This window comes from Longibacter sp. (genome assembly GCF_051155795.1).
Classification (GTDB): domain Bacteria; phylum Bacteroidota; class Rhodothermia; order Rhodothermales; family Salinibacteraceae; genus Longibacter.
Genome location: NZ_DAXETW010000055.1, coordinates 1 through 26,917 on the forward strand (window position 1 = coordinate 1; position 26,917 = coordinate 26,917).

The window sequence follows — 26,917 nt, forward strand, 5'->3', positions numbered from 1 at the left end:
ACCGCCGGTACTGCGTCATCGGGTACGAGATGAAGAGGTTGTCCTCCGCACGGGTGACGGCGACGTAGAAGAGTCTCAGTTCCTCGTCGACGCCTCCCTGCTCACGAAGTGCATACCGGGACGGAAGATCCCCCTCGAGCGCGCGGATCAGGAACACCGTGTGGAATTCCAGGCCCTTGGCGGAGTGAATCGTGGAGAGCACCAACGGCGGCTCGTCCTCATGCTCCCCGTCGTTGTCCAGAGCGGTGAGTTCGATCGGGTCCAGGGCGAGGGAGGAGAGGAAGTCTCGGCGGCTCGAGTAGTTTTCCGCCAACCCGATAAAGTGGTCCAGGTCGGGCTCGCGCTTCGGGTAGTCCTCGTAATATTCGTCCTCAAAGATCGGCCGGTAGTAGTCGATCACCTCTTCGACCTGTTCGACGACCGGCAGATCGGGGTCGCGGATGGACCGGAGCGTGCCCAGGAGCTTTTTCAATTGGGAAATGTAGCGATTGGAGAACGGCGCATTCTCGGTGTGGACGAATGGATCGTCCGCCTTGCCGGTTGCCCAATCGATGAGCGACTTGGCCGTCTTCGGGCCGATGCCATGAATCAACTGGAGGGCTCGATTCCAGGCGGCGGCATCCTGCGGGTTCTCCGCCACCTTGAGATGGGCCAGCACGTCCTTGATGTGAGCGGCCTCGCTAAGCTTCATGCCGCCGTACTTCACGAACGGGATGTTTCGCTTATTGAGCTCCGTCTCCAGTTCGTAGCTGTTGTGGCTCGATCGAAAGAGGACCGCCTGCTCGTGGAGCGGGACGCCGGATTCGCGCAGACGCAGGATCATCTGCGCGACAAACCGACTCTCCATCTGACCGTCCGCGGCGGGGACGACTGCCGGAAGCTCCGCCTCCGGCACATCGCGGTGACTGAACAGCGTCTTCTCGTAGGACCGATCGGCGTTCTCGATGACGTGATTTGCCAGGTCCAGAATCGGCTGTGTGGAACGATAGTTTTGCTCCAGCTTCAGAACCTCCGTGTGCTGGAATTCATCAGGGAACGAGAGGATGTTGCGAAAATCCGCGCCTCGAAAGCGATAAATGCTCTGCGCGTCATCACCGACCACCATCACGTTGCCGTGGACGGACGCGAACTGCTTCACGAGCTCGGCCTGCAGAGCGTTCGTATCCTGATATTCGTCGACCAGCACGTGCCGGCAGCGCCCGGCGACCTTGCGCCGAACCCCGTCGTCGGTGGCGAACAGCTCCAGGGTGCGGTAGAGGAGGTCATCGAAGTCCATCATGCCGTGGTCCTTCTTGTACGCCTGGTAGTCCCGGCGCATCCGTTCCAGCACGTCGTAGAGCGGGGAAAACTGCGGGTAGCGCCGGGCGAGGACGTCGTCGAGTGGTTCCTGCCGGTTCATCACGGCAGAGAACATCGAGTACAGCGTCCGCTTCTGCGGGAAGCGTTGCTCCCCGCTGTCGTACTCGCCGTCCGCCCGGAGCACGGAGATGACGTCTCCCGCGTCGGCGGCATCGAGCACGGTAAAGTTGCGCGGGAACCCGATCGTGGGTGCATGCCGGCGCAGCACGCCGAGGCAGAAGGCATGAAACGTACCGCCTTGCACGCGCTGGCAGCGGCCGTCCAGCAGGTCGGAGGCGCGCGATGTCATTTCCCGTGCAGCGCGCCGCGTGAAGGTGAGCAGCACGATCGACTCCGGCTTCGTGCCCGTTTCGACCAGGTACGCCATGCGATAGATCAGCGTCCGCGTTTTGCCGGTACCGGCTCCGGCGATCACGAGGGTGGGGCCGGCCCCGGCCGTCACGGCTGCCAACTGCTGCTCGTTCAGCGCCTCCCGGTAGTCGATCGTAAGGTCGTCGACGGAACGTGCGGGACCGTCATCCGATGAAAGTACGATGCGACGCGCCATGGAGGTGCAGCAGCCTGGGGAAAAAGGGCACTCGTTGACCGAACCTTGAACGGCCGCGCAGTGATCCGGCGCGGGGGTCGCCGCACGGCCACTGCGCCGGGGTCGGATCCGGCGATTCCGCCCGGCAGAACGACCGGCCGAGCTGGTTCTCTTCGCCCGACCCTCACGATGCGGCTGTGGACATTGGCGCGCCCTGATGCGTATGTTGCTATCACTGAAATTGGCGGATTGCACTTCCGGTTCTACGCGATAAAAGGCCGGAATGCGTACCGGTCCGGCGGGCGACCGTCAAGCGGATTGGGCGGTGTCTCGACGGGGATCACGACCCCTTGACGCCACGGTGCATGCGCCGACGGTCTGATGCGGTCCCGATGCGGGATGGCACCTCCACGTTCACCCTTAGGTCTGATAGGACTGTCGCGGGCAGTGCGGCAGCCTGCACTCAAGAGCGGTAACTCCTTATGGGAAAAGTCATTGCGATCGCCAATCAGAAAGGCGGCGTCGGTAAAACCACGACAGCCATCAATCTGGCAGCTTCTCTGGCGGCGACGGAGCATTCCACCCTGCTGATCGACATCGACCCGCAGGCCAACTGCACGTCCGGGATCGGTCTGGAGCCGAAAGATGTGGAGGCGTCGATCTACGAGGCGCTGATCGGCGAGGTGTCGGCACAGGAGACGGTGCTGTCGACGGAGATCCCGTTTCTTGACGTCGTCCCCAGCCACATTAACCTGGTGGGGGCGGAGATCGAGATGATCGACGTGATGGAGCGGGAGAAGATTCTCTCGAACGCGCTCCAGCGGGTGCGACGGAAGTACGACTTCATCGTGATCGACTGCCCGCCGTCGCTCGGCCTGTTGACGCTGAACTCCCTGACCGCGGCGAACTCGGTGCTGATCCCGGTCCAGGCGGAGTACTTTGCCCTCGAAGGACTCGGGCAGCTCCTGAACACCATCAAAATCGTCCGGCAGCACCTGAATCCAGACCTTGAGATTGAGGGTGTGCTGTTGACGATGTTCGATACGCGTCTGCGCCTGTCGAACCAGGTGGCGCAGGAGGTCCGTCGCTACTTCGGCGACAAGGTGTTCGAAACCATCGTACAGCGTAACGTGCGGCTGTCGGAGGCGCCGAGTTTTGGGAAGCCGGTCATTCTGTACGACGCGACGAGCAAAGGATCGAAAAACTACATGTCGCTGGCGCGTGAGATTCTGGCCGACAACCAGCGGTACCTGCAGCACCATGCAAATGGGGACGGCCAGGCGGACGATGATGAACCGCTCCCGGCAACGGGCGACGCATCGGAGGAGGCAGCCTCCTCAAGCCGCTCGGACCGCCCGGAGGAAAGCGTGCCGGGTGCCCTTTCGGAATCTTCGGAAGAGAAAACGCCCGCGAACGGCTTTTCGTTGTAGCGACCGCCGAAACGCGGCCCCTTACCATTGATGTGCCCGGACGCGCTCTGACGTGCATCCGGGCCTTTCACGATCAGTATTCCCGACGGACGGTCTGGCATGTCTAAGAAATCAGCACTTGGAAAAGGTCTCAGCGCACTGCTCCCATCCGAGGAGCGGGACGAGGAGCGAGGCGAGTCGTCCTCCGGCGATGACGTATCTCGCAGCCAGCTTTACCGCTTCGAAGACGGTAACCGGCTGGTTGGGCGGGTCGCGGAGGTAGAGGTCGAAAACATTCGGCCCAATCCGTATCAGCCGCGTCAGGAGTTTAGCGATGAGGCGCGCGATGAGCTCGCCGCCTCGATCGGTCAGCTCGGCATCATCCAGCCCATCACCGTTCGGGCGCTCGGCGAGGGACAGTTCGAGATTATCTCCGGGGAGCGGCGTCTCCGTGCGGCACGCCGTGCGGGACTCCCGCGCGTGCCGGCGTTCGTGCGCAAGGCCAACACCGAGCAGATGCTCGAGATGGCGCTGGTGGAAAACGTCCAGCGCGAAGAACTGAACCCCATCGAGGTCGCCCTGGGGTACCAGCGGCTCATGGAAGAGTGCGGGCTCACGCAGGAGGAGGTGTCCGAGAAAGTCAGCAAGAGCCGCGCAACCGTTGCCAACTTTCTCCGGCTTCTGCGACTGCCGCCCCGCATTCAGGCAGCGCTTCGGGACAAGGAGGTGGCGATGGGCCACGCCCGCGCGCTAATCACGATCGACGATCACGACGCGCAGATCGATCTGCTGAAGCAGACGATCGAGGAGGAGCTCTCCGTTCGAGAGGTCGAGCGACGGGTGCGCGAGTACCAGCAAGCCGAAGAGGAAGCCGAGCCGGAAGACGATGCGACCGATGCCGAGGCCGAGGTCGACCCGGCACCATCCCGCGAGGAGTTGCAGCTCGAAGAGTACCGAAACCAGCTCCGCTCCCGGTTCTCTACCCAGGTCAATATCCGGCACAAGTCGGACGGGGAGGGGAAGATCGAGATTTCGTACTACTCGGCCGAAGACCTGGAGCGTCTCATGGATATGTTGGAAGAGTAACGGCAGACGCAGGTCGTCCACTCACCGTATCCGCCCGCGCGCTGTATCTTCGCATGCAGCCTCTATGAGTCCCATCGGCCCGCAGCCGAGCGGCGTTCTTCCACCGCCGGGAACGGATCGGGCATTGTCTCGCACAGCCTGTCAACTGGTCTTGGACGCTTCATTTTCTCGGATACGGGGCGCTCTGTTCTTGCTGGCGGTCGTCACCCTCTGGGGCGCGGTGGCTCCATCGTCGGTTGCCCAACCGGATAGCGTCCGGACGCAAATTCTCGTCGAACGCGGCCTTCCGGCGGACCATACGCCGCAAAAGGCCCTCTGGCGCGCGTTTGCCGTCCCCGGATGGGGGCAGCTCTACAACCGGCAGTACTACAAAATTCCCATCGTGTATGCCGGGCTGGCGGGGTTGACGTACTCCATTCTCTACAACCACGACCAGTACAAGCTTTTCCAGCGCGCGCATCTCTACAAGATCAGTGAGGAGCGCGTGGCGTCGGGGCAGATCGCGTCGAACCCCTATCTATCCTATCGGGATCAGTACCGCCTCGTCCAGCGAAGCGTGTCCACCTTCGACGCCGAAATCCCAGCTCGGACGCTCCGCTCACAACGCGATCGGTACCGTCGATGGCGGGATCTGTCGGTCGTCGGCAGCGGTCTGTTCTACGTTCTCACGGTCGTGGATGCCTACGTCAGTGCTCACCTTCTCACGTTCGACGTAGGCGATGAGCTCTCCGTGAAGGTTGTACCGTCCCCCATGGGAAATTCAGCAGCCATCAAGGTGCAATTCTGATGTTCTCCTGAAGAGCCCGGCCCGTGTACAGTCCGGTGCGTGCGAAGAGATGATGAAGCTTGTGCTGGGATGTGAAAGGCTACCAAAAACATCTACGGAAGGGCTCCCGGGTGTAATGATTGTGTTGTGTGGGGGAAACTAACATACGCGCGGCACGATTGGGCATACACTTCCGAACCAGGGCGTCATCACGCCTGCTTGCGCCTCGTCTCAGCTCCAACATGGACTGCCAAGACCGGCGCCAAAAAATATTTTGAGGCCGTGTTACCTTCGCGTGGTTGGGTGCGGCTTGTAACGTAGGATGAGTCTATCGGATGTATATCGGGGCCCACACCCCAGTCCGTAGTGCTCCTGCTTCCCACACGATGCCTTGCATATACGCACACCGTTTCTATGACCCAGTCTGACCCCCGACGGTCGCAGGAGACCGCGACGTCCCAAGGAGAGGACACGGAGACCGCGACCAAGTCGGCCCCGTCGCTCTTTGATAAATGCCATAAGTTCTTCGACGAATCCGGCGACTACGCGAAGACAAAGGACGCGGACCTGTATCCGTACTTTCGTCCGATTGAGCGGAATGAAGGTACATCCGCTATCATGAATGGTCGGGAGATCATCATGGCCGGGTCGAACAATTACCTGGGTCTGACTGCGGACCCGCGCGTCAAGGAGGCCGCCCGCGACGCCGTCGCCAAGTACGGCACGGGGTGTACGGGAAGTCGCTTCCTGAATGGAACGCTGGACCTTCACCTCCGGCTGGAAGAGCGGCTCGCCGACTTCATGGGCAAGGACGAGGCGGTCTTGTTTTCGACCGGCTACATGACCAATGAAGGCGTCATCCAGGCGCTTGCCGGGCGTAACGACATCATTTTCTCGGACAAAGACAATCACGCTTGCATCGTTCAGGGAACGCAGGTCAGCCTGGCGGACACGCAGCGCTACCGCCACAACGACCTGGAGCACCTCGAGAAGCTTCTCCGTAGGGCCCAGCAGGATCGCCCGGATGCCGGCAAGCTGATCGCCACGGACGGCGTGTTCTCCATGAGCGGTACAATTGCCCGCGTTCCGGAACTTCTGGATCTGGCGCAGCAATACGATGCGGCCCTGATGCTGGACGACGCCCACGCGATCGGCGTCATTGGCCCGGGTGGAAGAGGCTCGGCTTCGACCTTCGGGCGTTCCGATGAGGTCGACATCATCACCGGCACGTTCTCGAAGAGCTTTTCGTCCCTCGGCGGCTTCGCGGTCGGTGACCACGACGTCATCGAGTTCATCCGCCACGAAGCATCAGCGCACATCTTCAGCGCGTCGATGCCGCCGGCCAACACGGCCACCGTCCTTAAGTGCCTCGACATTCTCGAGGAAGAGCCGGAGCGGCTGGAGCGTCTCTGGGAAATCTCCGACTACATGCGGGACGGCTTCCGCAACCTCGGCTTCGACGTCTGGAACAGCGAAACGCCGATCATCCCCGTCGTCATCGGGGACATGAACACCTGCTTCCAGTTCTGGCGCGACCTTCTCGACAACGGTGTTTTCGTGAATGCCGTCGTGCCGCCGGCCGTGCCGCCGGGGCAAACCCTCATGCGGACGTCCTACATGGCGACGCACAGTAACGATGAACTCGACCAGATCCTGGACGCCTTCCACAAGGTCGGCAAGCAGCACGGCGTCATCGGCTCCAACGGACACGCCGTGAGTGAGCATCACGCCAATGGGCACGCCCGTAAGGGCCGCTCATCCGCGGAAAACGTCAACAGTCCTGCCACGGGCCATATGAAGGGGTCCACCAACGGCCACTCGGCTGCAGCATAATGTAGACGCTTGGCGGCTCCAACCGCCCGAGGCTCATCCTTGTGCCGCCGCCTCCCGGGACGATGCCTCGTCCTGCGGAGCGCGGCGGCTTTTTATCGCCGGCTTTGATCTTCCCTCTCTCTCCGGGCATCCACCTCGACATACCTGGACGCTATGGATTCCACGGCTACCGCCGCGTCGGTTGACGTTCAACCCGTACGCAGCCGCTCCGACCGCAACGCGTTTATCGACTTCCCCTACTCGTTCTACACGGACGAATACCCGAACTGGGTGCCGCCCCTGCGCCGGGAAGTGAAGCACGTCCTGGACCCTTCGAAAAACGCATTTTTCGAGCACGGAGAGGCGCAACTCTTTCTTGCGCGCCGTAACGGCCGCGTCGTCGGGCGCATCGCCGGCATTATTAACGGCATGCACCTCAGGAAGTACGACGATGACAACGGCTTCTTCGGCTTCTTCGAGTGCGATGAGGACTATACGGTCGCTGAGGAGCTGCTGGATGCGGCCACCGGCTGGCTGCGGGAAAAAGGCATGACCGGCGTCCGGGGGCCGGCGAACCCGTCCCTGAACGACACCGCGGGCCTGCTCGTGGACGGCTTCGACCGCGAGCCGTCGATTCTCATGCCGTACAACCCGCCGTACCACGAAGACTTTCTCCTCCGCTACGGGTTTGATCGAGCCATGACGATGTGGGCGTACTACGTCCATAAAAAGTACGTACAGTTCGACCGCCTCAAGCGAGGGGCTGAGCTCGTGAAGCGGCGCACGCCCGGACTTACGCTCCGAACGCTGAACATGGACCGCTTCGAGGAGGAAGCGAAGTGCGTGGTCGACATCTACAACGAGGCGTGGGCGGACAACTGGGGCCATGTGCCGATGACGGAGGCCGAAATCGACCAGCTCGCTGGACAGCTAAAGCAGATCGTAGAGCCGGACATGATCTTTTTCGTCGAGCATGACGGGGAGCCGGTGGCCTTTTCGATCACGCTTCCGAACATCAACCAGGCGCTTCAGCAGGTCCCCGACGGACGGTTGTTTCCCCTGGGTCTTCCGAAGCTCCTCCTGAACGCGCACTACGGCATTTACGAGTGCCGGATGCCACTGATGGGGGTCCGAAAAGACTTTCAGGGGAAAGGTCTGGACGCACTCCTGGTGCTGGCCACGATCGAAAGCGGGCCGCCGAACGGGTTCGATGCCTGCGAGATGAGCTGGGTCCTTGACTCCAACGACCGGCTCAAGAATCACATCGAATCGCTCGGGGCCGTTGTCGATAAGGAGTATGCGATGTTCGAGAGCTCGATTCCCTGACGAATCGCCCGTTCCTCTTCTCATCGCCAGAGACTGTTCATCTGTGATTTCATCCAGCCTTGCTAACGCCGTCGACTTCGTATACTTCGACGTCGATGACACCCTTCTTGATCACAGCCACGCCGAGCGAGAGGCCTTGGCGGATCTGCGGTCGCGGTACCTGACGGTCTTCGGCCACCTATCCGTCGACCAGCTGCAGGACACGTACCACCGGATCAACCGGCCGCTGTGGCGAAAGTATACCGAGGGAGAGGTTGAGAAGGAGACCGTCAAAATGGATCGGTTCCGTCTGCTGCTCGATGCGGTGGATGCGCCGCAGGCCGATGCGTCCCGGATCGGCTCGGTCTACCTTCAGAGATATGCCGAGCACTGGGCATTCGTGGATGGCGCTTGGGACACGTACGCAGCGGTTGCGGAGCGGTATCCTGTCGGGCTGCTGACGAATGGGTTTGCGGAAGTGCAGGAGCGCAAGCTCAAGAAATTCCCGGAGATCCGAGATCGGGCCTCCGTTGTGCTTGTGAGCGAGGAGACAGGTCACATGAAGCCGCATCCGCGGGTCTTTGAGGTGGCGGCGGAGCGGGCAGGGACGTCCCCGGATCGGATCCTGTATGTCGGGGACTCGTGGCGCTCGGATGTGGAAGGTGGCACGCGAGCGGGGTGGCGGGTGGCCTGGTACGCTCGTAACGTGGAGGAGGGGAGAGAGATGAACGGTCGCTCCTTCGCGTTTCGGAACTGGAGCGACTTGCTGGCCCGTCTGTAACCTCGAGACGGGGGAAATAAAAACGCCTCCGTCGGCAAGGCCGCGGGGGCGAACGCGTCTCAATAAAATCCCTTAACGCTGGCCTCCCGGTCCGTCGGTGATGCCGAAGCAACGCCGAGGTGGGAGGCCCGTCTCCTGAGGCAAACCGTCAGGTATGCCGGAGCGGTGTACGTCGGTCGACTCAACGAGCCGTCCGTTTGTCCCGGCGCTGAGCGCCGGATCGTACACTGCGGGCCTACACGTGCCACTCATCAAGGGAGTGCCGCGCAAGACCGAAGTCTCACGCACGTTCTCGCTCGTTGAGCGGCGGTCCTGTGGAGGAAGCATCCTTCGCAGCGAACCATTCCGTGGAAAATGATCCGCCCGATGACCGAGACATGTCGTCGCTCCGGTCCTCGCGAACGAGGGGTCCGGTCCGAAAACAACGTCTCGCGCGTCGATCGTCCGTGCCGCCTGCTCCTCGTCTCCTCGCGGAGTACGTGGTGCAAACGATGGACATCGCAGCGATGCGCGCATGATCGATCGTCGCCCTGTGGCGAACACGGCGAAGTGATCATGAGCGATGCCTGCCGGTGCGTCGAATCAATGTCGTCGCACGGTCGACAGGCTCGCGCCCGTCCGATCCGCCCGATGACGTCGAACAACTCATCTTTCAGGTCGTGCTCTGTCCCTATGCTATTCGCCTCTCGGCGATATGCTGTGGGTTTGGACACGCCCCGGCCGATGACGCACATGTGCCACTCCGAAGAATGACACCGTACGGTCCGGTGCATCTGCCTCTCGGTTCTCAAGGTGCAGCCCGAAGGCATGCAACTCGGAATCGAGGCACAGGCTGGCTTCATGCAGCCCAGAGACTCAGTCGCGTCAAGGAACAGTGCCCGAAAGCACTGGCCTTACGATAAGCCTTCATGAAGCCCATGTCAAGATGGGTTGTGAACAAACTATAAACAAGTTATTCACATCCAGCCATGGTGCTGCCGTGGCGCAGGGTGGCACGAAACGAAACGCGAACGTAGAGATCGGCATGCAGGCGGTGAGACGCCGTACAACGAGCAACGTCGTCGCTTGTGGTGACCGCTGCTACGATTCCCGGCCGTGAGCGCCGATACAGACGCGAGAGAGGGGGGTAGAGCAAAAAGCCCGGCCTCCACAAGCCGAGCTTTCTGCGATCCACGATGCGATGCGACTGAGTCCTCAGAAACTGAGGGAGCGTTGCATGAAGCCAATCAACAATAACTCACAAATCGTTCCAGTGCAACAACAATAACGGGATTCGTGCGAAGGAACGAGAAAGAAGGGTTGACGAACCCGTTACTCGCACCTCGAACGCGATTGTCACCTCATCTGCATAACGGACATACACCGTCGCATCCGTCACAGTACTTGTTGGATGGCCCGGAGGAACTCGCCGACAGCGGCGGGCACCAGAGCAATCGTGATCAGCACCCCCCCGACGGCTCCACCGAGGTGCGCCTCATGGGCAATGCCTCCCATCGCTCCCTGCTCTCGCTGCCCGATGGCGTACACCGATACGACAACGTACAGCACGGCAAAGAGGATGGCGGGCATGGGGATCGCGAAAAAGACGTAGAGCTTCGCAAACGGGGCAAACAGACAGAATGCAAATAGCACTCCCGAGATGGCACCCGATGCGCCGATCGACCCGTAATTCGGATCCGATCGATGCATAGCGAAGGTCAGCGCGTTCGCGCAGAGGTCAGATCCGAAATACAGAATCAGGAAGGCGCCGGCGCCCAGCACCCCTTCGAGGAGCGGACCGAAGAAGTACAGCGTGATCATATTGAAGGCGAGGTGCGCCATGCCGCCATGAACGAAACCGGCGGTGAAGAATCGGTAGTATTCGCCGTCTTGCTCGATCCGCCGGGGGCGAAAGGAAAGCTCATTGATGAGCGACACGTCGGCGGTGAGGGCGTACAGGCTGATTGCAACATTCGCAATCAGGAGGCCCAGCGTTATGGGGGCGTCGAGCATGCGTGGATCGGTCAGGGGAAGAGAAGGGAGAGGCGGGCGTCGGAGCTACGCGGCCAAGGTGCCGGCATGCTCGATCAGCGACCGGAACACGAGGGCTCCGTCATTACCGCCGCCGAGGAGGGACTCGACGCATCGTTCCGGGTGCGGCATCAACCCGAGAACGTTCCGCTCTCGGTTGACGATGCCGGCGATGTTCGCGGCAGAGCCGTTGGGGTTCGCCTCGGCGGTCACGTTGCCGTCGGCGTCTGCATACCGAAAGACGACCTGATCGTGTGTATCGAGATCGGCGAGCACGTCGTCGTCAGCAAAATAACGGCCTTCGCCGTGTGCGATCGGAAACGAAACCACCTGTCCGGCGCGCATGGCCCCGGTAAACGGTGTCTCGCCATTCTCCACACGAAGGGTGGCGTGCTTGCAGCGGAAGCGTAGGTTGTCGTTCCGCATCAACGTGCCCGGAAGCAAGCCGGCCTCGCAGAGAATCTGGAAGCCGTTGCAGATCCCGAGCACGAGGCCGCCTTCATTTGCAAACCGGATGACATCCTGCATGACCGGGGAGAAACGGGCGACAGCCCCGGAGCGCAGGTAGTCGCCATAAGAGAAACCGCCGGGCACGATGACGACGTCCACGTCGCCGACGCGTTCATCCTCGTGCCAGATGAACCGGGCATCCTGGTCGAAAACGTGCTTTGCGGCGTGATAGGCGTCGTGGTCACAGTTCGCGCCTGGGAATACAATGACTCCAAAGGTCATAGGTCATCGACGATTGATGAAGGCCCGGGACGACGTGCGCGCCGGTCCCGGTGAGGAGGGCGAGCGATCACGTACAAAGCACGAGGGAGCGCCCTGAAAGTTTGGGCCCTCCCTCGAAAATTCCACGTCGATGTGAGTCGAACCGCTGCTTCTCCGGCTATGCACTCGGCGCCCGGACGAGATCGATCCAGGAACTGTTGTCGCTGTAGTCTTCCACGACGTCCGTCGAGGAGCGATCCCGGAACGACGTAATCATGCCTTTCACCTCACTCCGGAAGAGGTTCAGGGCATTGGAAATCAGGTCGGAGCGAAATCCACGGTCGCCCATCTCGATCGTCATCTCCATCGTGATGACGCGGCCGATGATACGACCGAGGTCGACCATCTTGCGCTGGGGGAGCGACATGTCGACCTCAACGTCGAGCGCGTCCTTAAAGTAGTCGGACGCACGATTCATGAGGTCGTGCTGCGAGGCAAAGTCGTACAGGTTGCGCTCCTTCATCTTGCGCATCGACTTGAGCACCGACTCCGCAATCTGCTGGTACAGCACGTCATTCGACCCTTCAAAGATCTGGAACGGACGGCTGTCCACGGTGGAGCGACCGGCGATGTGGTCCAGCTTGTAGCCCTTGCCGCCCGCGAGCTGGAGCAGGGACTGCGACGCACTCTGCATCATGTCCGTTACGACCGACTTAATCGAGTTGGCCGGAAGGGCGTCCGAGGCGAGGTTGTTCTCGATACCCGCGTGTTCGCTGGTGTGCATGCACATGGCGGAGCATGCGGTGAACGCGGCCTGGATGCCCGCGACGCGCCGTTTGACCTGGTCGTACTCAAGCAGCGGCTTGCCACCGACGAAACGCTCGCGGCAGTGCGATATGGCTTCGTCGAGCATGCGCTGGAGGAAGCCCATTCCCATTCCCGGAAACTCGATCCGGCTCCGGTGAAGCGTGTCGAGCATCATCTTGATCCCGGTGCTTTCGGGCTCCAGACGGTGCGCTTCCGGAACGCGAATGTCTACCTTGTTCCGGCCGTACGGAATCATGTAAAGGCCGAGGTTTTCGTAGATCTCCTCGACCTCGATGAGTTGCTCAGGCCGGTTCATGTCGGCGATGAAGAAGTCGATGTCGCGCCCGAGATTGCCACTGTCGCTCTTGCGACGAGCCGTGACGAGCCAGAAATCGGCCCAGCCGGTCAGGCCGCCCCAGTGCTTCGTACCCTGGATGCGATAACTGCCGTCTTCCTGTTGCCGGTAGCAGGTCTCCATCCGCAGGGCGTCGGTGCCGTAATCCGGCTCCGTAATCATCAGCCCGCCCATGTTCTTGTCTTCGATAAACCGCTCGAAGATCGGGCCTTTAACCTCCTCGCGGCCGTACTTCGTGAGCGGCTGGAGGAAAAGAGCACCGTTGATGCCGATGGTAAGCGAGAGCGCAAGCGACTCGTAGGATGCCGCTGCGAGAATGGACTGGCACTCGTGAACATGTCCGCCGCGGCCACCGTGCTCTTCCGGAATGAAAACCGAAAGCGGCGTGAGGGACTGAATCTCGCGCATCATAAACGGCGGAATTCCACGCGACGTCCCAACGGTGTCAGCGTCAGCTCGTCGGTGGAATACGTTTTGGAGTTTCTCCTTGAACGCGTCGCGGAACGATGTAAAGTCGACCGACGCGCCGATGTCCTCGGACAGGTATGAGGCGATGCTCATGTTGTGGGGTGAGTCTGCGGGAAGAAGCGGCATGTGCCTCGGCCCATCACGTCGACGCGTGTATGCCGCGCGATCGAAGATGCGATCGACCGAAGGGCCGGTATGGGTGTCGTGGTCTGGGGAATGGTCTATCCGTTCGGACCGTCATGCTCCGGCGGGGTCGACGAAGGCTCGTCGGCGTCCGCGCGATTCCGCTCGCTACGGAAACGAAACCGCATAAACGCGACCGACCACATTCCGCCCGGTCACATAAGCGTAACGGTCGCGCCCTCGAAAAGATCGCCCGCTCCCCAGAAACCTACGAACGAAGCCGTAACATATTACAAAGTTGCGACGGGTAGGGAGGGGGTTCACGGAAATTCGACGGGCCAGTATCCGTATCTACCGCCGAAACGGTGTCCTCGTAAACGCCGTCCGCTCATTACACGTCGTCCGCTCACGCCGTGACGATCCTGGCTCTTAACCGCCGGACCCGATTCTTTACAAACCCGCTTCGACCTATGCATCCAACAGTAACCGAACGATTCATCACCCAGCCTGTCATCTGGATTCTGGCGTTTGTGCTGGCTCTGGCGCCCGCAGCGCAAGCGCAGGAAATGATCATTGGCGAAGAGACCATTGCCCCCGGAATCACCATGACGTTTGAGGCGGCCCCGAAGGATGACGTCACGCCGTACGATCAGAATCTGGCTGAATCCGACACGGATATCCACATCGAGGTGCTGGCAAATTGGGCCACGGACCCGGACGTGTCGGTCCCCGACGGCGTGCAGCGAGGTGGCTTTGTCGGGTACATGCGGTTCTTTGCGACCATCACGAACCAGGCAACGGGCGAAACCGACAACGTCGCGTTGATTCCCCACATCACGCTGGGCGACGCCATGCACTATGCGCGCAACATTTCCCTTCCGGGATCGCCGACGGATCTGTACACGGTGACCTTCAACATTCGCCCACCGGCGGAGACCGAGCTTGCGTTTCATAAATCGTGGCGCGATGCTCACGGGACCCCCCTGTTCGAGCCGAGTTCCTACACCTTCGAGGACCTCAATTTCGAAGAGATGAGTGCCGCCACGCGGCAGTAGGAACCGGCCAAGCCGCAACGTAGCGAGCATCCGACATGCGGCGCGGGTCGAGCGCGTTTCGGCCCCCGGTTCGACGAGACGTGATTCGTTCGATCTCCGTCTTTGTTTGTTTCTCGTAACTCGAGCCGTTTTTATCCTTGGAACGCAGGGATCGGTCGAATCTTTTCCATATCACATTGTTACGGCACGGCAACACTCTGCCCTGTCCTGCGCCGACGGCGTCGCAGCCCATTCCCTGCAGCGCTGACGCCGGGCCAGACACGCTTCGGCGTTCGATACTGCTCCTCGACCCATTTCGCATGCCTCCCCCGACCCGACTTCCCGCCCTCCTGACGCGAGCCGTGTGGACCGGCTTCGGTCTGTCTCTTGCGCTCGCTTTTGTGCTTCAGGGCGCAGAATGGACCGTCGAGCCCCTCATCCATGTGGACGGGCTGACCCAGGTGATGGCGGTCGTCGTCACCTTTGTCAGCGGCATCGTCCACAGCTTTTCCCGCCGGTACATGGCAGGGGCCCGGCGGCTGCGCGGCTTCTACGTGCAGCTCTTTGCTCTTACGCTCGTCGTGCTATTCCTGACGGCGACGGAGCATGTCTTCGTATTTATCGTGCTCTGGATGGGGATGGGTCTTCTACTCGCAGGCCTGATTGGCCACGTCCGCGGCTGGCCTGAGGCGCAGGCGGCGGCTCGATATGCGCGGGGCACGTTCCTCGCCGGGAGCGGTGCCCTCGCAATCGGCATTTTTCTGCTTGTCCCGAACACCGGCGCCGTGACGGTCTCTGAGATCGTTGCCGGGATCGAGGCGGTGCCGCGCTGGGTGCTGGCGGTCAGCATCGTGCTGATCGTCGTGGCGGCGATGCTACAGTCTGCCCTGGTCCCCTTCCACCGGTGGCTCCTTTCGTCGATGACGGCGCCGACGCCCGTCTCAGCCTTCATGCATGCCGGCATCGTCAATGCCGGCGGCGTGCTCCTGGCCCGGTTCGCAGGCGTCGTTTTCGAAACCCAGGCCGCGATTCTGCTCGTCTTTTTCGTCGGCGCGGTTACGGCTCTGGCCGGTCAGGCGTGGGCCCTCGTTCAGACCAACGTGAAACGGCAGCTCGGCTGCTCGACGACCGCCCAGATGGGATTCATGGTGATGCAGTTCGGCCTCGGATTCGGCGCAGCCGGTGTCGCCCACCTGATCCTGCACGGCTTCTACAAGGCGTACCTATTTCTTAATTCCGGGTCGGTCGTCGAGACGGCCGCCCCGCCCTCAACACGTCCGGAGCCCGCCGGCTGGGCATCTACGCTGGCGTCGGTCGCTACGGGTATTGCCGGGGGCGCCGTATTTGCCTGGATCACAGGAAAGTCGGTGCTGGCGCTCGACGGCGGATCCCTGCTTGTGTTCTTCGTCGTCCTCGCCGTCCTTCACGCCACCCGCACCCTGCTCCGGCGATCCGGGTTGCGGGCTACCACGCGTGCCTGGGTGCTCCCGGTGGTGCTCCTGCCGGCCCTCACGATGTACGGGGCCGTCTACAACGCCGTCGCATGGCTGCTCGCCGACCTCGGCACGCTGGCCTTCCCGACCGCGCTGACGCCCCTTCACTGGGCGACCGCCGCCATCTTCGCCCTCGTCTACGTCGGGATCGACCGCGGCTGGCACCATTCCAGCACCCGCCTCTACGTTCTCCTGATGAACACCTCTCGGCCGGTTTCCTCGACGCTTCTCACTCGACGCGATCGCTATCATGTCCATTGAGATTTCGGTTCTTCGCGGCCGCATCGAGAACGCTGCCGAAGCGGTCGGTCCGCTCTGGCCGTTGCGGACGTTTAACTCGGCCAACCCCCTCTCCGGATTTGAGTCGCTGCCCTTTCATGAGGCGGTCCAACGGGCGGGGCACCTGTTCCGTGGACGCGGCTATCCTGCGGCTGACCTCTTCCGCCGGGCATGGGAGCGCGGCGACATCGACCCGGAAATTCTCCGACGTCACCTGCGAGATGCCGGTCACGATCTCGCGCCGTCGGCTGCGCTGGACGACTTGCCCCGGCGTGATCCGACCCCGGACGAGCCGGAGGACGAGCGGCTCAACCGGATCATGTCCAAGTGGCTCGCCGCCTTCTTCGATCACGGCCAGGCCGCGTGGCCGATGCCCAACCGGTCGGACGGGTTTTTCGCATCCTGGCGCATCCTTGCGCCCTTCGACCGCGACATCCCCGGGATCCGCCAGACGTCGGACCTGCCGTCGACGAAGCTCGACGCGTTTATTGAAGCACTCGACGGCGTTCCGGAAGAAGAGTGGGAGACGATCTTCACGCACCACCTGGCCGCCCTGCCCGGGTGGGTCGGACTCATTCGCTGGCAGAGCCGGGGTACGGCCGGTGAGTGGGAAAAGGCGAAACCGATCACGCTGGGCGGCTACCTCGCCGTTCGGCTGACCGTGGCGCGGCTGCTGGGTGAACCGCTGCTGCCGGAAGATGCACCCGCGAACGGGGAGGCGAATCCCGATGCGCAGACGCTGCCGGCCGTTGTGCTGGCGGCGTGGGAGGAAACATACCGTCACCGGCTGATCGACGACCTGACCCAGCCGCCGTCACGCACGGGGGTCGACGGGACGGGCGACCGACCGGATGCACAACTCGTCTTCTGCATCGACGTCCGATCCGAGATCCTTCGTCGCCACCTTGAAGGCCTGGGGTCGTACGAAACGCACGGATACGCCGGGTTCTTCGGCATTCCGATGGAGCACGAATCCTACGCGCCGGGCGGCGGCGTCGGGGAGCGGGTCAAAGCTTGTCCGCCCATCGTCGACCCGCGCCACCGGATTGCCGAGCGCATCGCGCCGGGGTGCGAGCACGAGGCCGAAGCCTACAACGACTGGGCGGGCATCGAGGGCACACGCCGGACGCTCCTGAAAACGCTGAAGAAAGATGTCGCCGCCGCGTTCGGCTTTGTAGAGGGAAGCGGTGGATTTTACGGGATCGCGATGGCGCTGCGGACGCTCCTCCCGCACCGCGTCTTCGATGGGCTCAAATCGCTCCGTGAACGATTGCCCGGCCCATCGAGCTTTACCGAGGTGACCGTCGACCGCCCGGACGCGCCGGACCCGGAAGACGCGCTGCCGCTGGGGCTCTCCCCCGAAGTCAAGACCGTTTACGCCGAGGCCGCGTTTCGTCTGATGGGGTGGACGGATCGGTTCGCGCCCGTCGTGGTCTTTACCGGGCACGGCAGCCAGACCCCCAACAATCCGTTCAAGTCGAGCCTCGACTGCGGGGCCTGCGCCGGGAACCCGGGTGGCCCGAATGCGCGCGTGCTCGCCGCGATTTGCAACGAGCCCGCCGTACGGGACGCCCTGCGATCGCGGGGCATCGACATCCCGGAGGATACCGTCTTTCTCGCCGGGCAGCACAACACGACGACCGACGAGGTGACGCTCTTCGTCGACGACGAGGATCCTCCCGTCGACCCCGACGCCCTCAAACAGCTCCGGGACGACCTTGCGGCTGCACGCAACGGGGCGACAGCCGAACGAGTCAATTCCATGGACGATCAGATGTGGACCGATGCCACCCGCGAGACGGAGCGGCGGGCGGCCGACTGGTCGGAGACTCGCCCCGAGTGGGGCCTGGCTGGCAATGCGGCGTTCATCGTCGGCCCGCGTCGACTCACGCGCAACCTCAACCTCAGAGGACGCAGCTTCCTGCACTCCTACGACTGGCGGGTCGACGACAGCGGGACCGCCCTCGAGACGATCCTTACCGGCCCGCTCGTCGTCGGGGAGTGGATTAACATGCAGTACTATTTCTCCACGGTCGACAACGCGGTGTACGGCAGCGGCTCGAAGGTGACGCACAATGTGAGCGGCAAGGTTGGCGTCGTCCAGGGCAACGGGGGAGACCTGATGACCGGGCTACCGCTCCAGTCACTCTACGTGGATGACGAGACCCCCTTCCACGATCCGCTCCGTCTGTTTGCCGTGCTCCACGCGCCGGTGGAGCGTGTCGATATGATCCTGAACCGACAGGACACGCTCAAACGCCTGTTCGATCACGGATGGGTCGCGCTCGCGATCATGGATCCGGAAGAGAACGACCGGGTGATGCGGTATCAGCCCGGCGGCTCGTGGGCGCCGATGTCCGCCGATGAGCAGCCCGCCGCAGCGGTGCTGCCGGATGCATGAATGCATCCTCCCCTATGCTTCGGCTTTCTTACCAACTGATTACTTGTACGTGCCATGACCGACCAGACGCAGGACACGGAACCTACGGGAAAGAAACACCGGCTTCACTCGCTGAAGAAAATCGAAATCATCGTTCGCGGCGAGAAGGAGAAGTTCGTGCAGGACCTGCTTGAAGAGTGCGGGGCGACCGGGTACACCATCCACCGCGACATCGCCGGCCGCGGATCGCATGGCTTCCATGAGGGCCGATTGCTCTTCAACGATCGGGCAGGCCTCGTCATGTTCTTCACCGTCGGCGATGAAGAAATGATTGACTGCGTGATGGACGGGCTGACTCCGTTGTTCGAGAAAAGCTCCGGCGTCATGTTCGTGTCCGACACGCAGGTCGTCCGGCTCGAGAAATTCCTCGAAGAGGACGAATAACCCGCCACGGCATCACGGAGGCGTCGCATCCGGCGCGAATGTGTCGCCGGGATGGTCCGTCCGGGCTTATTCGAGACCAGCGTCCCGGATGTCCGACCGGACCGTCCCCCCGACGACGAGCGCAGCGCTGATGAGAACCAGATTCTTGATGATGTACTGACCCTCCAGGGTAAGCCCGACGGGGATGACGGTGAAGCACACCTCCGGCAACAGAATCAGCGGGAGAAGCGTCCCCGGCATTTGTGCGAAGAGAAGAAAGATGGCCGCGCGAATGGCAGGGCGGTAAAGGAGGCCCAGGCCGATCAGCACTTCCCACCCGCCGAGAATAGGGATGAAGAGGTCCGGGTCCATCCAGTACACGGTGCGCCGAACCAGCGACTCCGCCGGGCTCATTCCGTCGAAAAATTTCAGTGCGCCGAACCAGACGAAGATGATCCCGAGGGAGATGCGGAGAAGCCGCGTCCCGTTCTCGCGCATCCATCCTGCGATGACTCGGTCAATCTGGTCAAAGGAGCGGCGGAGGTTGCGGAAGACGTTCGGCATGGTGTAAGGCTCGGTTCGTCGGAAGAAAGCCGAGAGGGGACGCGTGGTCATGTCCACGCCTACGTACATGGAAACGGATTTGACGCTTGTCCGAGCCACGCTGTTGACCTGATTCAACGACAATTTGTCAACGTACGATCAGGGCAGAGTATCGGGGTGAACTCCAACAAAAAACCGCCGGCGCCCAGAGAAATGTCTGGATGCCGACGGCGGCTACTGGTCTGACATGTTGCGGGAAGAATCACTTCGACGTTCGCCCTCCCCATGTCGCATTCGCTAGAACGGCAATTCGTCGTCCGGCTCGAAGGTTTCCTGTTCCTCCTGCTGCTGGCCGCCCTGCTGCCCACCCTGAGTACGGGATTGCCGCTGGGGCCCGCCGCCCTGTCGGCTCTGATCGGACGGACCGTCGCCGCGTCCCTGGTTGAAGCCGTCGCCTGATGGGCCGCCGCCCGGAGCGTTGCTGTTGGCCCGGTCGAGGAACATCATTTCCTGGGCTTTGACCTCTGTCGAGTAGCGCGTGTTGCCGTCGCGGTCCTCCCACGATCGGGTCTGCAGCTTACCCTCGAAGTATACCTGCGAGCCTTTCGACAGGTACTCATTACAGATCTCGCCGAGGCGCGCCCATGCAACGATCGTATGCCACTCGGTCTTGTCGACCATGTTGCCGTCGCGATCCTTGTACGATTCGTTCGTGGCCAGGCGCATATTGCAGACGGCGGTTCCGCTACCGGTGTAGCGAAGCTCCGGATCCTGACCCAGATTTCCAATGAGGATGACTTTGTTGACTCCGCGAGCCATGGCGTTTTCGTAGCGTTGAGTGAAGAGATTCGAGCGGGACGCGTGCCGCACGACCTGTCCGGTTCGTACGCGCGTCGCCGCAGAAGTGTCCGGTTGCGGTGGTACGTGCTGACAGCATCCGCGAGATCGGCCTTTCGGTCAAGGCGGCGCTTCGTTGCGTCGTACCTGTTCGTGCGTCGTACCTTCTTGGTGCATCGTACCTTCAAGACACAGAGGCAGGGCGACGCATAACATGATGTCGCAAAAACTTCTGTTCGTTCGCCGGTCAACGCTTCAATATACAGGGGGATGATGACACCGTACTGTCACCATCTTGCGGGAACGCCGGGTATAAAAAACGCCGAGCTGGCGCGCTCACCCAAAAACGCGTCAGCCCGGCGATAGTGAACCCTGTCGTGCTGTTCGACACGAAGGTCAGCTGGAACGTGGAGGCACCTTCCAACTGGACGGTAGACACATGGCAACGCACGTGCCACGCACCGTCATCGCCGTTTTGAGAGGCTGTCGCGGGGGGCAATGGGTGAAGTGTACAGTGGAGTGGACACCGGTTTCGGGCGTGTGTCCACTTTCGTGTACGGCATTGGTAGCGGTCGACCGGAGCGGTTGGCCACGGGCCCGGATCCCTTCGGGTCATGGACACCGATCTACTGCTGGAAGCGGTCTTGTTGCGCCAGCGTATCGAGGAATCGCAGCGTGAGCTGGTTGAAGCGGTCCGGGTGTTCGATCATCGGAGCGTGGCCGCACTCGTCGATAAAGTGTAGATGGGCATTCGGCATCCGGTCGCGAAATTCCTCAGCGACATCCGGCGGCGTGATGACATCGTCGTGCCCCCAGATCAGCAGCGTCGGCATGGGCAGCGTTTCGAGCTGCTCGGTGACCGTCTCCTCGTCGGCCGACCGGGCGATCTTGATCAGGCGCAGCGCTCGCGGTCGGTCGTTCACGATCTCCAGCATCTCGTCGACCAGTTCCTCGGTCGCGTGGGCCGGGTCGTAGAACGTCATTTCGGTCCGTTCCCGAATGAAGTCGCGATCCTGGCGTCGCATGGTGGTCGTTCCCAGGGTGGCCTCATAGATGCCGGACGACCCCGAGAGCACGAGGGCCGCTACGTCTTCGGGATACCGCAGCGCGTAGAGCAGCGCGATGTGCCCGCCGAGGGAATTTCCCGTCAGCACCGTCTGGTCCAGGTCCAGCGCCTCGATGAACGACCTTACGAATTCGGCGAGGTCTGGCACGCTCGTTTCTCCGAGCGGAAGATCGTACACCGGAATCGTCGGCGCCAGCACGCGGTAGCCCCGGGCGGAGAGCGCCTGGATGGTCGTCGTCCAGTTGCTCAGGTCCCCGAGCATGCCGTGTAGCAGGACGACCGGGGGCACCTCGGCGTCGCGCGGACCTTCGTCCACGTATTCGAACGCGTCCAGTTCGCGGACGGTGAACGGTGTGTCGTGCATAAAGGGGCTGGTTGAGAGACCGAGGAAACGTGTCGCCGATGAACCGGGACAGGGCTATAGACGCCCTACAGGTGAGGAAATGAAACGAGCCCATACCCGCGCCGGACGTTCCTTGCAAGAAACGCACGAGGTCGGTAACATTCAAAAGCCCGGCAGGGGGATAATGACCGCCTCGACCAACGCCCGACGGGTGCCTGAGGATGGGTGTGACCGTTGAAACACACATTGAGAATTGCCCGTGCGTCGGAATACGAATCGAAGGTGGAAGGCCGTTTTACCACAGGTGTATCCCAGGTAGCCGCGGTTTGCCAGCGGTCCCGCTTCGGCTTCAGACGTAGCACGCGACCGCGTTGACCCATCGAGCGGAGGATGCACGGCGATTCTATCGAATCCTCACGCGCATTGCGCAATCGGGTGCCCGGTAACGGCTACACTTTTGCATTGGAGGTATCCCATTCGGCATTCTGTCGTTAACGAACTACGGCCCATGAGCACGGAATTACAGCGAAAGGCGACGCAGATCGGGGTTTGGAGTGCCATCGCGGGCGGAGCCGTGGGCTTCGCGCTCGGGATGATCTTCGCTCCCAAGCGTGGGCCGGATGCCCGCCGCCGGATCGCTTACCAGATTCAGCGCGCGGCGAAAGAGGCGGGCGATGCGGTACGGCGATACGCGGGCTCCAGCACCGTCAGCGAGGCCCGAAAGAACAGAGACGCGATGGTGGCGGATGCTCAGGCTCAGGCTGATCACATCCGCGACGATATCGACGCTCTCCTCGAAGAGCTTCGGAAGCAAAGTTCGACCTCCCGCTCGTCATCGGACACGGAATAGTACCGGTCTGATCCGGCGATGGACGCATGGCAGCCATGCGATGGACGCCCGGCAGCCATGCGACGGCGCACGGCAGCCATGCGGTCGTCGCCCATCGCCTGCGAGGTTGTCCGAGCCGGACACCGGCTGCGTCCTCGTACGCCTCCTGCCCCCGCGTTGCATCTCCCATACGATTGGTCGAAGACCGGACTCGCGCCGCCACGCCGTCCGCCGACGCCGCATTGATCTGTCCCCGTTCGGGTCCTGTGCGCCGCCCGACGTCCCATTTTCCACTGAACGCGCCTCCCCTACATGCCAAATCTTACCGTCCTGCTCGCCCCGGCCACCACGAAGCAACCCGGGGGGAATCCCTTCGCACCAGACATGTTCGATTACCGGACCTCGGGTACATTTAATTATTTTGATGAACTCAACCCTGAGCGCCGGGCCCTGATTGACGACCTACAGAAGGTCATCCAGGATGAGGACGCGACCGCGGAAACGTTTGAGCTTGAAGGCTATGAACTGGAGGAGTTCGTCGAGGTGAACTCTGAGATTTACGACGCCCCGCTGATGTCGGCACTCGACCGGTACAGCCCCGGCATCATGTACGCGGCCATGGATTTTGCCAACCTGCCGACCGGAGCCCAGAGGCGCCTGCTCGAAAACGGCGTTATCATTTCCGGCCTCTTCGGGTTACTGCGGCCCGACGATCTGATTCCGAATTACCGTCTTGGGATGGACGTCGACTTCGGCGAGATCGGCCCGGTCACCGATTACTGGCGCCCGCAGATCAGCCCGCTCCTCAATGAGAACTTGAAGGACCGATGGGTGTGGGACCTGCTTCCGGAAGTGAACCGCTCCGCGTGGACCGATGAGCATACCTACGAGGCGCGCGTTGAGGTCACCTTCCTGGAGGACGGGGACGAGGTGACCGGCCCGGACCTGGAGGTTCAGCGGGGACAGCTCGTGAACTTCATTGTTCGGGAAACGGCCGAAGACCTGGAAGAACTGCGCGAATGGGAGCATCCAGACGATTTCGTCTGGGATGAGGACGCGTCCACGTTCGACGATGAAACCAAGACGTGGAATCTGGTCATGGCCAAAGGGTGATCCCGCCCGCGGCGGACCTTCGCTCGTCTCCTCTGCTGCATCCACTGTTCGCCCATGCGATCGCCCGTCATTATCGGAATCGCCGGAGGATCCGGATCGGGAAAGACAACTGTCCTGCGCCGGATCATCGAGGCCTTCGGCTCCGATGAGATCGCGGTCCTGGATCACGACGCGTACTACCAGGACCTGTCCGATCACCCGCCGGAGGAACGGGAGCGGTTCAACTTCGACCATCCGGACGCGCTGGAGACCGGGCTGATGCGCGAGCATCTGGACGAGTTGGTCGAGGGTGCAACCATCCAGAAGCCGATCTACGACTTTACGACGCACAGCCGGAAAGAGGAGACCGAGACGGTGGAGCCGCGTCCGGTCGTTATCATCGAGGGCATTCTCGTCCTCGCGGAGCCGGAGCTGGAGGAGGCAATGGACATCAAGATCTACGTCGACACCGCCGACGACATCCGCCTGATGCGACGCATTCGCCGCGACATCCAGGAACGCGGTCGTGCGATTGACGGGGTCCTGCGACAGTACGAACGCACCGTTCGCCCGATGCACATCGAGTTCGTCGAGCCTTCTAAGCGGAAGGCGGACATCATCATTCCCCGCGGCGGGCATAACCACGTCGCCATCCAGATGGTGCTGGCCCGCATTCAGGATCTGCTGCACAAGGTGGGTTGAGCCAATTGTTCGGCGTACCCCGTCGCATCCTCAATGGAGAAACCCGTGGCACCGGTAGCCGACGCCGGCGCTTTTTTTATTGAAGATGGAAAGGCCGGGTGATGCGCTCCAGGCGTCGTCGACGCCTGGGTCAGCGATCCGTAGAAATGCGGCGCTCTGATTGCGAGACATGCTCCAGTCGCAGCCAGCGTGCGTGTTCGGGCAACAGGTCCTCCACCCGGCGGGGCCATTCGACGACCGTCACGCCGTCGCCGTAGACGTACTCCTCGAAGCCAAGGTTAATGAACTCCTCCGGCGAGCCGACGCGATAGGCGTCGAAGTGGTACAGCGGCATCGTCCCCCCCTCGTGCACCTGCACGATCGTAAACGTGGGGCTGCGCACCTCCCGTGCGGCGTACCCCAGTCCCCGCGCCAGTCCTTTCACGAAGTGCGTCTTCCCGGCCCCGAGGTCGCCGTCCAGCGCGATGACATCGCCCGGTGAAAGCATATCCGCCACCTGAGCGCCAAGATCCATCGTTGACTCCACCGACTGCGTGATGACAGGAAAGAGGGAATACATCGGGGGGGGGTGAATGTGTTGAGGTGTTGATGTGTTTAAATGGGTGAATATATCTGTATGTTTGTATGTGTGGTATCTGCGGGTGTTGGGGCGGGCGGTCAAAGTGGTGGGGGGCTGGAACGTGTAGTCCTTAATCCCAATTCTGAATTCCAAATTCCCAATCCTTAATCCGTACCATCCAACGCCGCAACGCACCAGCGCCGCAACGCATAAACACCGCTAGCTCCGTGGGTCCATCGTGACGACGGGGAGGATCATTTCTTCCATGGCGCAGCCGCCGTGTTGCATCGTGTCGCGATAGAGGTTTTCGTAGTAGTGGAAGTTCGTCGGGTAGACGAAGTAGTAGTCCTCTTTCGCGATGATGTAGTTTGTGTTCATCGAATGGGCGGGCAGGCCGGCGCGCTCCGGGTCGCGGATGAAGATGGCGTCGTCCTCATTGCATTTAAGGTTGCGTCCGTACTTGTACCGCAGGGCGGTCGACGTTTCCCGGTCGCCGATGACCTTGGTGGAGCGGAGTGCCCGGATGGCGCCGTGGTCGGTGGTGATTACGATCCGGCAATCCTGATCCGCCAGTGTGCGTAGCGCGTCCAGGAGCCAGGAGTGCTCGAACCAGGTCCGGGTGAGCGAGCGGTAGGCCGGCTCGTCCGGAGCCAGTTCCTTTAATACGTCCGAGTCGGACCGGCTGTGGGCGAGGATGTCCACGAAGTTGACGACGACGGCGCTGAGGTCGTGCTGGGTGAGATTCGTCACTTTCCCGGCGAAGCTGCGCCCGTCCTCCGTCGCGATCAACTTGTCGTATCGGACGCTGCGGTCGTCCAGGTGGTGCCGGTCGAGTTGATCGTGAAGAAAGGCCTCCTCGTACTGGTTGCGGCTTTGCTCATTTTCCTCGGCCATTTCCCAGACCTGCGGAAAGCGATCCGTCAGGTCTCGTGGAAGGAGCCCGCTGAAAATCGCGTTTCGAGAATAGGGGGTCGCCGTCGGAAGGATGCTGTAGTGAAAATCCGTCTGGATGGAAAAGTGCGGGCGGAGAAGGGGCTCGAACTCCAGCCACTGGTCGTAACGCATGCAGTCGATGACGAAAAAGATGACCGGCCGGTCGCCGGAGCGGACGTCCGACAGAACGTACTCGGGGACGAGCTCGTGAGACAGAATGGGTCGTCGGTCGTCGGGTGGATCATACACGTCCGCGATCCAGTCGAAGTAATTCTCCTCGATGAATTGTCCGAAGGAGCGGTTAGCGTCCTGGAACTGGTCGCGGAAGATGTCGCGGGCCCCGTCGTCCCCGGACAGCTCCATGTCGTAGCGGATGAGCTTCTGATAGAGCGCCGTCCAGTCGGCGTGCTCCATCGGCTGATGGAGCGCCTGGGAGATCTCGCCGAAGGACTGAAGGTAGCGTTGCGAGACCGATTCGCGCTGGAGCTTCTGCCGTTCGAGCAGGCGCTTGATGGTGAGGAGGATCTGGCTGGGGTTGACCGGTTTGGTCAGGTAGTCGCTGATTTGCCCACCGAGCGCTTCCTCCATCAGCTGCTCTTCTTCGCTCTTGGTGACCATTACGACGGGGACCTCCGGCCGGACGTCCTTGATGGCTTCCAGCGTCTCAAGGCCGTCCATGCCCGGCATCTGTTCATCGAGAAGGACGACGTCGAACGCCCGGTCGCCGACCATGTCGACGGCATCGGCCCCGTTGCTAACGGTCGTCACGTCGTATCCCTTCTTTTCGAGAAACATGACGTGGGGCCGGAGCAGGTCGATCTCGTCGTCGGCCCAGAGGATCCGGGGGGCATTCATGGTGGAAGCGGGCGGCAGAGGAAGAAAAGCG

22 protein-coding genes are annotated in these 26,917 nt (G+C 61.8%); 13 read left to right on the top strand and 9 right to left on the bottom strand.

Features of this window, described 5'->3' with window-relative positions; genetic code table 11:
- On the bottom strand, positions 1-1,906 hold a 1,906-nt coding region (locus tag ACFCU0_RS06515; protein ID WP_434972857.1), incomplete at its 3' end, for an ATP-dependent helicase.
- 461 nt (positions 1,907-2,367) lie between these two features.
- Between ACFCU0_RS06515 and ACFCU0_RS06520 the strand changes: the two genes are divergently transcribed.
- The 6 genes from ACFCU0_RS06520 (at position 2,368) to ACFCU0_RS06545 (ending at position 9,044) form a co-directional block, all read left to right on the top strand.
- Complete coding sequence (locus ACFCU0_RS06520) at positions 2,368-3,315, top strand: ParA family protein (RefSeq protein ID WP_434972858.1); 948 nt, start codon at positions 2,368-2,370, stop codon at positions 3,313-3,315.
- 99 nt (positions 3,316-3,414) lie between these two features.
- On the top strand, positions 3,415-4,380 hold the full coding sequence (locus tag ACFCU0_RS06525) for a ParB/RepB/Spo0J family partition protein (RefSeq protein WP_434972859.1): 966 nt from the start codon (positions 3,415-3,417) through the stop codon (positions 4,378-4,380).
- A 151-nt stretch (positions 4,381-4,531) separates the two neighbouring features.
- Positions 4,532-5,167 carry a DUF5683 domain-containing protein gene (locus ACFCU0_RS06530; protein ID WP_434972860.1) on the top strand — a complete coding sequence of 212 codons (636 nt, stop codon included), beginning with the start codon at positions 4,532-4,534 and terminating at the stop codon, positions 5,165-5,167.
- A 393-nt stretch (positions 5,168-5,560) separates the two neighbouring features.
- Entirely contained in the window at positions 5,561-6,979 is a 1,419-nt protein-coding gene (locus ACFCU0_RS06535) for an aminotransferase class I/II-fold pyridoxal phosphate-dependent enzyme (RefSeq protein WP_434972861.1), read from the top strand.
- Between the two features lie 153 nt (positions 6,980-7,132).
- Positions 7,133-8,284 carry a hypothetical protein gene (locus ACFCU0_RS06540; RefSeq protein ID WP_434972862.1) on the top strand — a complete coding sequence of 384 codons (1,152 nt, stop codon included), beginning with the start codon at positions 7,133-7,135 and terminating at the stop codon, positions 8,282-8,284.
- A gap of 43 nt (positions 8,285-8,327) precedes the next feature.
- A complete protein-coding gene (locus ACFCU0_RS06545) occupies positions 8,328-9,044 on the top strand; it encodes an HAD family hydrolase (RefSeq protein ID WP_434972863.1) in 717 nt (238 codons plus the stop codon).
- A 1,374-nt stretch (positions 9,045-10,418) separates the two neighbouring features.
- On the opposite strand, the gene ACFCU0_RS06550 is transcribed toward ACFCU0_RS06545, so the two are convergent.
- From ACFCU0_RS06550 to ACFCU0_RS06560, 3 genes are all read right to left on the bottom strand, one after another.
- On the bottom strand, positions 10,419-11,036 hold the full coding sequence (locus ACFCU0_RS06550) for a rhomboid family intramembrane serine protease (protein ID WP_434972864.1): 618 nt from the start codon (positions 11,034-11,036) through the stop codon (positions 10,419-10,421).
- A 45-nt stretch (positions 11,037-11,081) separates the two neighbouring features.
- Positions 11,082-11,786, bottom strand: coding sequence for a phosphoribosylformylglycinamidine synthase subunit PurQ (gene purQ, locus ACFCU0_RS06555; RefSeq protein WP_434972865.1), 705 nt, complete (start codon positions 11,784-11,786; stop codon positions 11,082-11,084).
- 157 nt (positions 11,787-11,943) lie between these two features.
- On the bottom strand, positions 11,944-13,488 hold the full coding sequence (locus tag ACFCU0_RS06560; protein ID WP_434972866.1) for an acyl-CoA dehydrogenase family protein: 1,545 nt from the start codon (positions 13,486-13,488) through the stop codon (positions 11,944-11,946).
- 500 nt (positions 13,489-13,988) lie between these two features.
- Between ACFCU0_RS06560 and ACFCU0_RS06565 the strand changes: the two genes are divergently transcribed.
- The 4 genes from ACFCU0_RS06565 to ACFCU0_RS06580 all read left to right on the top strand — a co-directional run bounded on the left by ACFCU0_RS06565 (position 13,989) and on the right by ACFCU0_RS06580 (position 19,148).
- Positions 13,989-14,573, top strand: coding sequence for an iron transporter (locus ACFCU0_RS06565; RefSeq protein ID WP_434972867.1), 585 nt, complete (start codon positions 13,989-13,991; stop codon positions 14,571-14,573).
- Between the two features lie 299 nt (positions 14,574-14,872).
- Complete coding sequence (locus ACFCU0_RS06570; protein ID WP_434972868.1) at positions 14,873-16,306, top strand: proton-conducting transporter transmembrane domain-containing protein; 1,434 nt, start codon at positions 14,873-14,875, stop codon at positions 16,304-16,306.
- Positions 16,296-18,725: a DUF2309 domain-containing protein gene (locus ACFCU0_RS06575; protein WP_434972869.1), complete on the top strand. Its 2,430-nt coding sequence runs from the start codon at positions 16,296-16,298 to the stop codon at positions 18,723-18,725. The genes ACFCU0_RS06570 and ACFCU0_RS06575 overlap by 11 nt, the downstream gene beginning before the upstream one ends.
- A 54-nt stretch (positions 18,726-18,779) precedes the next feature.
- Positions 18,780-19,148 (top strand): P-II family nitrogen regulator, encoded by a 369-nt coding sequence (locus ACFCU0_RS06580; RefSeq protein WP_434972870.1) that lies wholly within the window; start codon positions 18,780-18,782, stop codon positions 19,146-19,148.
- Positions 19,149-19,214: 66 nt separating this feature from the next.
- Here ACFCU0_RS06580 and ACFCU0_RS06585 read toward each other — a convergent pair whose 3' ends face one another.
- The 3 genes from ACFCU0_RS06585 to ACFCU0_RS06595 form a co-directional block, all read right to left on the bottom strand.
- Entirely contained in the window at positions 19,215-19,691 is a 477-nt protein-coding gene (locus ACFCU0_RS06585) for a hypothetical protein (protein WP_434972871.1), read from the bottom strand.
- A gap of 276 nt (positions 19,692-19,967) precedes the next feature.
- A complete protein-coding gene (locus tag ACFCU0_RS06590) occupies positions 19,968-20,489 on the bottom strand; it encodes a single-stranded DNA-binding protein (protein WP_434972872.1) in 522 nt (173 codons plus the stop codon).
- 644 nt (positions 20,490-21,133) lie between these two features.
- Positions 21,134-21,937: an alpha/beta fold hydrolase gene (locus tag ACFCU0_RS06595; RefSeq protein WP_434972873.1), complete on the bottom strand. Its 804-nt coding sequence runs from the start codon at positions 21,935-21,937 to the stop codon at positions 21,134-21,136.
- A gap of 487 nt (positions 21,938-22,424) precedes the next feature.
- Between ACFCU0_RS06595 and ACFCU0_RS06600 the strand changes: the two genes are divergently transcribed.
- The 3 genes from ACFCU0_RS06600 to udk all read left to right on the top strand — a co-directional run bounded on the left by ACFCU0_RS06600 (position 22,425) and on the right by udk (position 24,539).
- Positions 22,425-22,766 (top strand): YtxH domain-containing protein, encoded by a 342-nt coding sequence (locus tag ACFCU0_RS06600; protein ID WP_434972874.1) that lies wholly within the window; start codon positions 22,425-22,427, stop codon positions 22,764-22,766.
- Positions 22,767-23,057: 291 nt separating this feature from the next.
- Positions 23,058-23,858: a YaaA family protein gene (locus tag ACFCU0_RS06605; RefSeq protein WP_434972875.1), complete on the top strand. Its 801-nt coding sequence runs from the start codon at positions 23,058-23,060 to the stop codon at positions 23,856-23,858.
- A gap of 54 nt (positions 23,859-23,912) precedes the next feature.
- Positions 23,913-24,539 carry a uridine kinase gene (gene udk, locus ACFCU0_RS06610; protein WP_434972876.1) on the top strand — a complete coding sequence of 209 codons (627 nt, stop codon included), beginning with the start codon at positions 23,913-23,915 and terminating at the stop codon, positions 24,537-24,539.
- Positions 24,540-24,669: 130 nt separating this feature from the next.
- Here the strand turns inward: udk and tsaE are convergent, their stop codons facing one another.
- On the bottom strand, positions 24,670-25,098 hold the full coding sequence (gene tsaE / locus ACFCU0_RS06615; RefSeq protein ID WP_434972877.1) for a tRNA (adenosine(37)-N6)-threonylcarbamoyltransferase complex ATPase subunit type 1 TsaE: 429 nt from the start codon (positions 25,096-25,098) through the stop codon (positions 24,670-24,672).
- A gap of 219 nt (positions 25,099-25,317) precedes the next feature.
- The gene (locus ACFCU0_RS06620; protein WP_434972878.1) at positions 25,318-26,886 is read right to left on the bottom strand and encodes a response regulator; all 1,569 of its coding nucleotides are present in this window, start codon (positions 26,884-26,886) and stop codon (positions 25,318-25,320) included.
- Between the last annotated feature and the right edge of the window lie 31 nt (positions 26,887-26,917).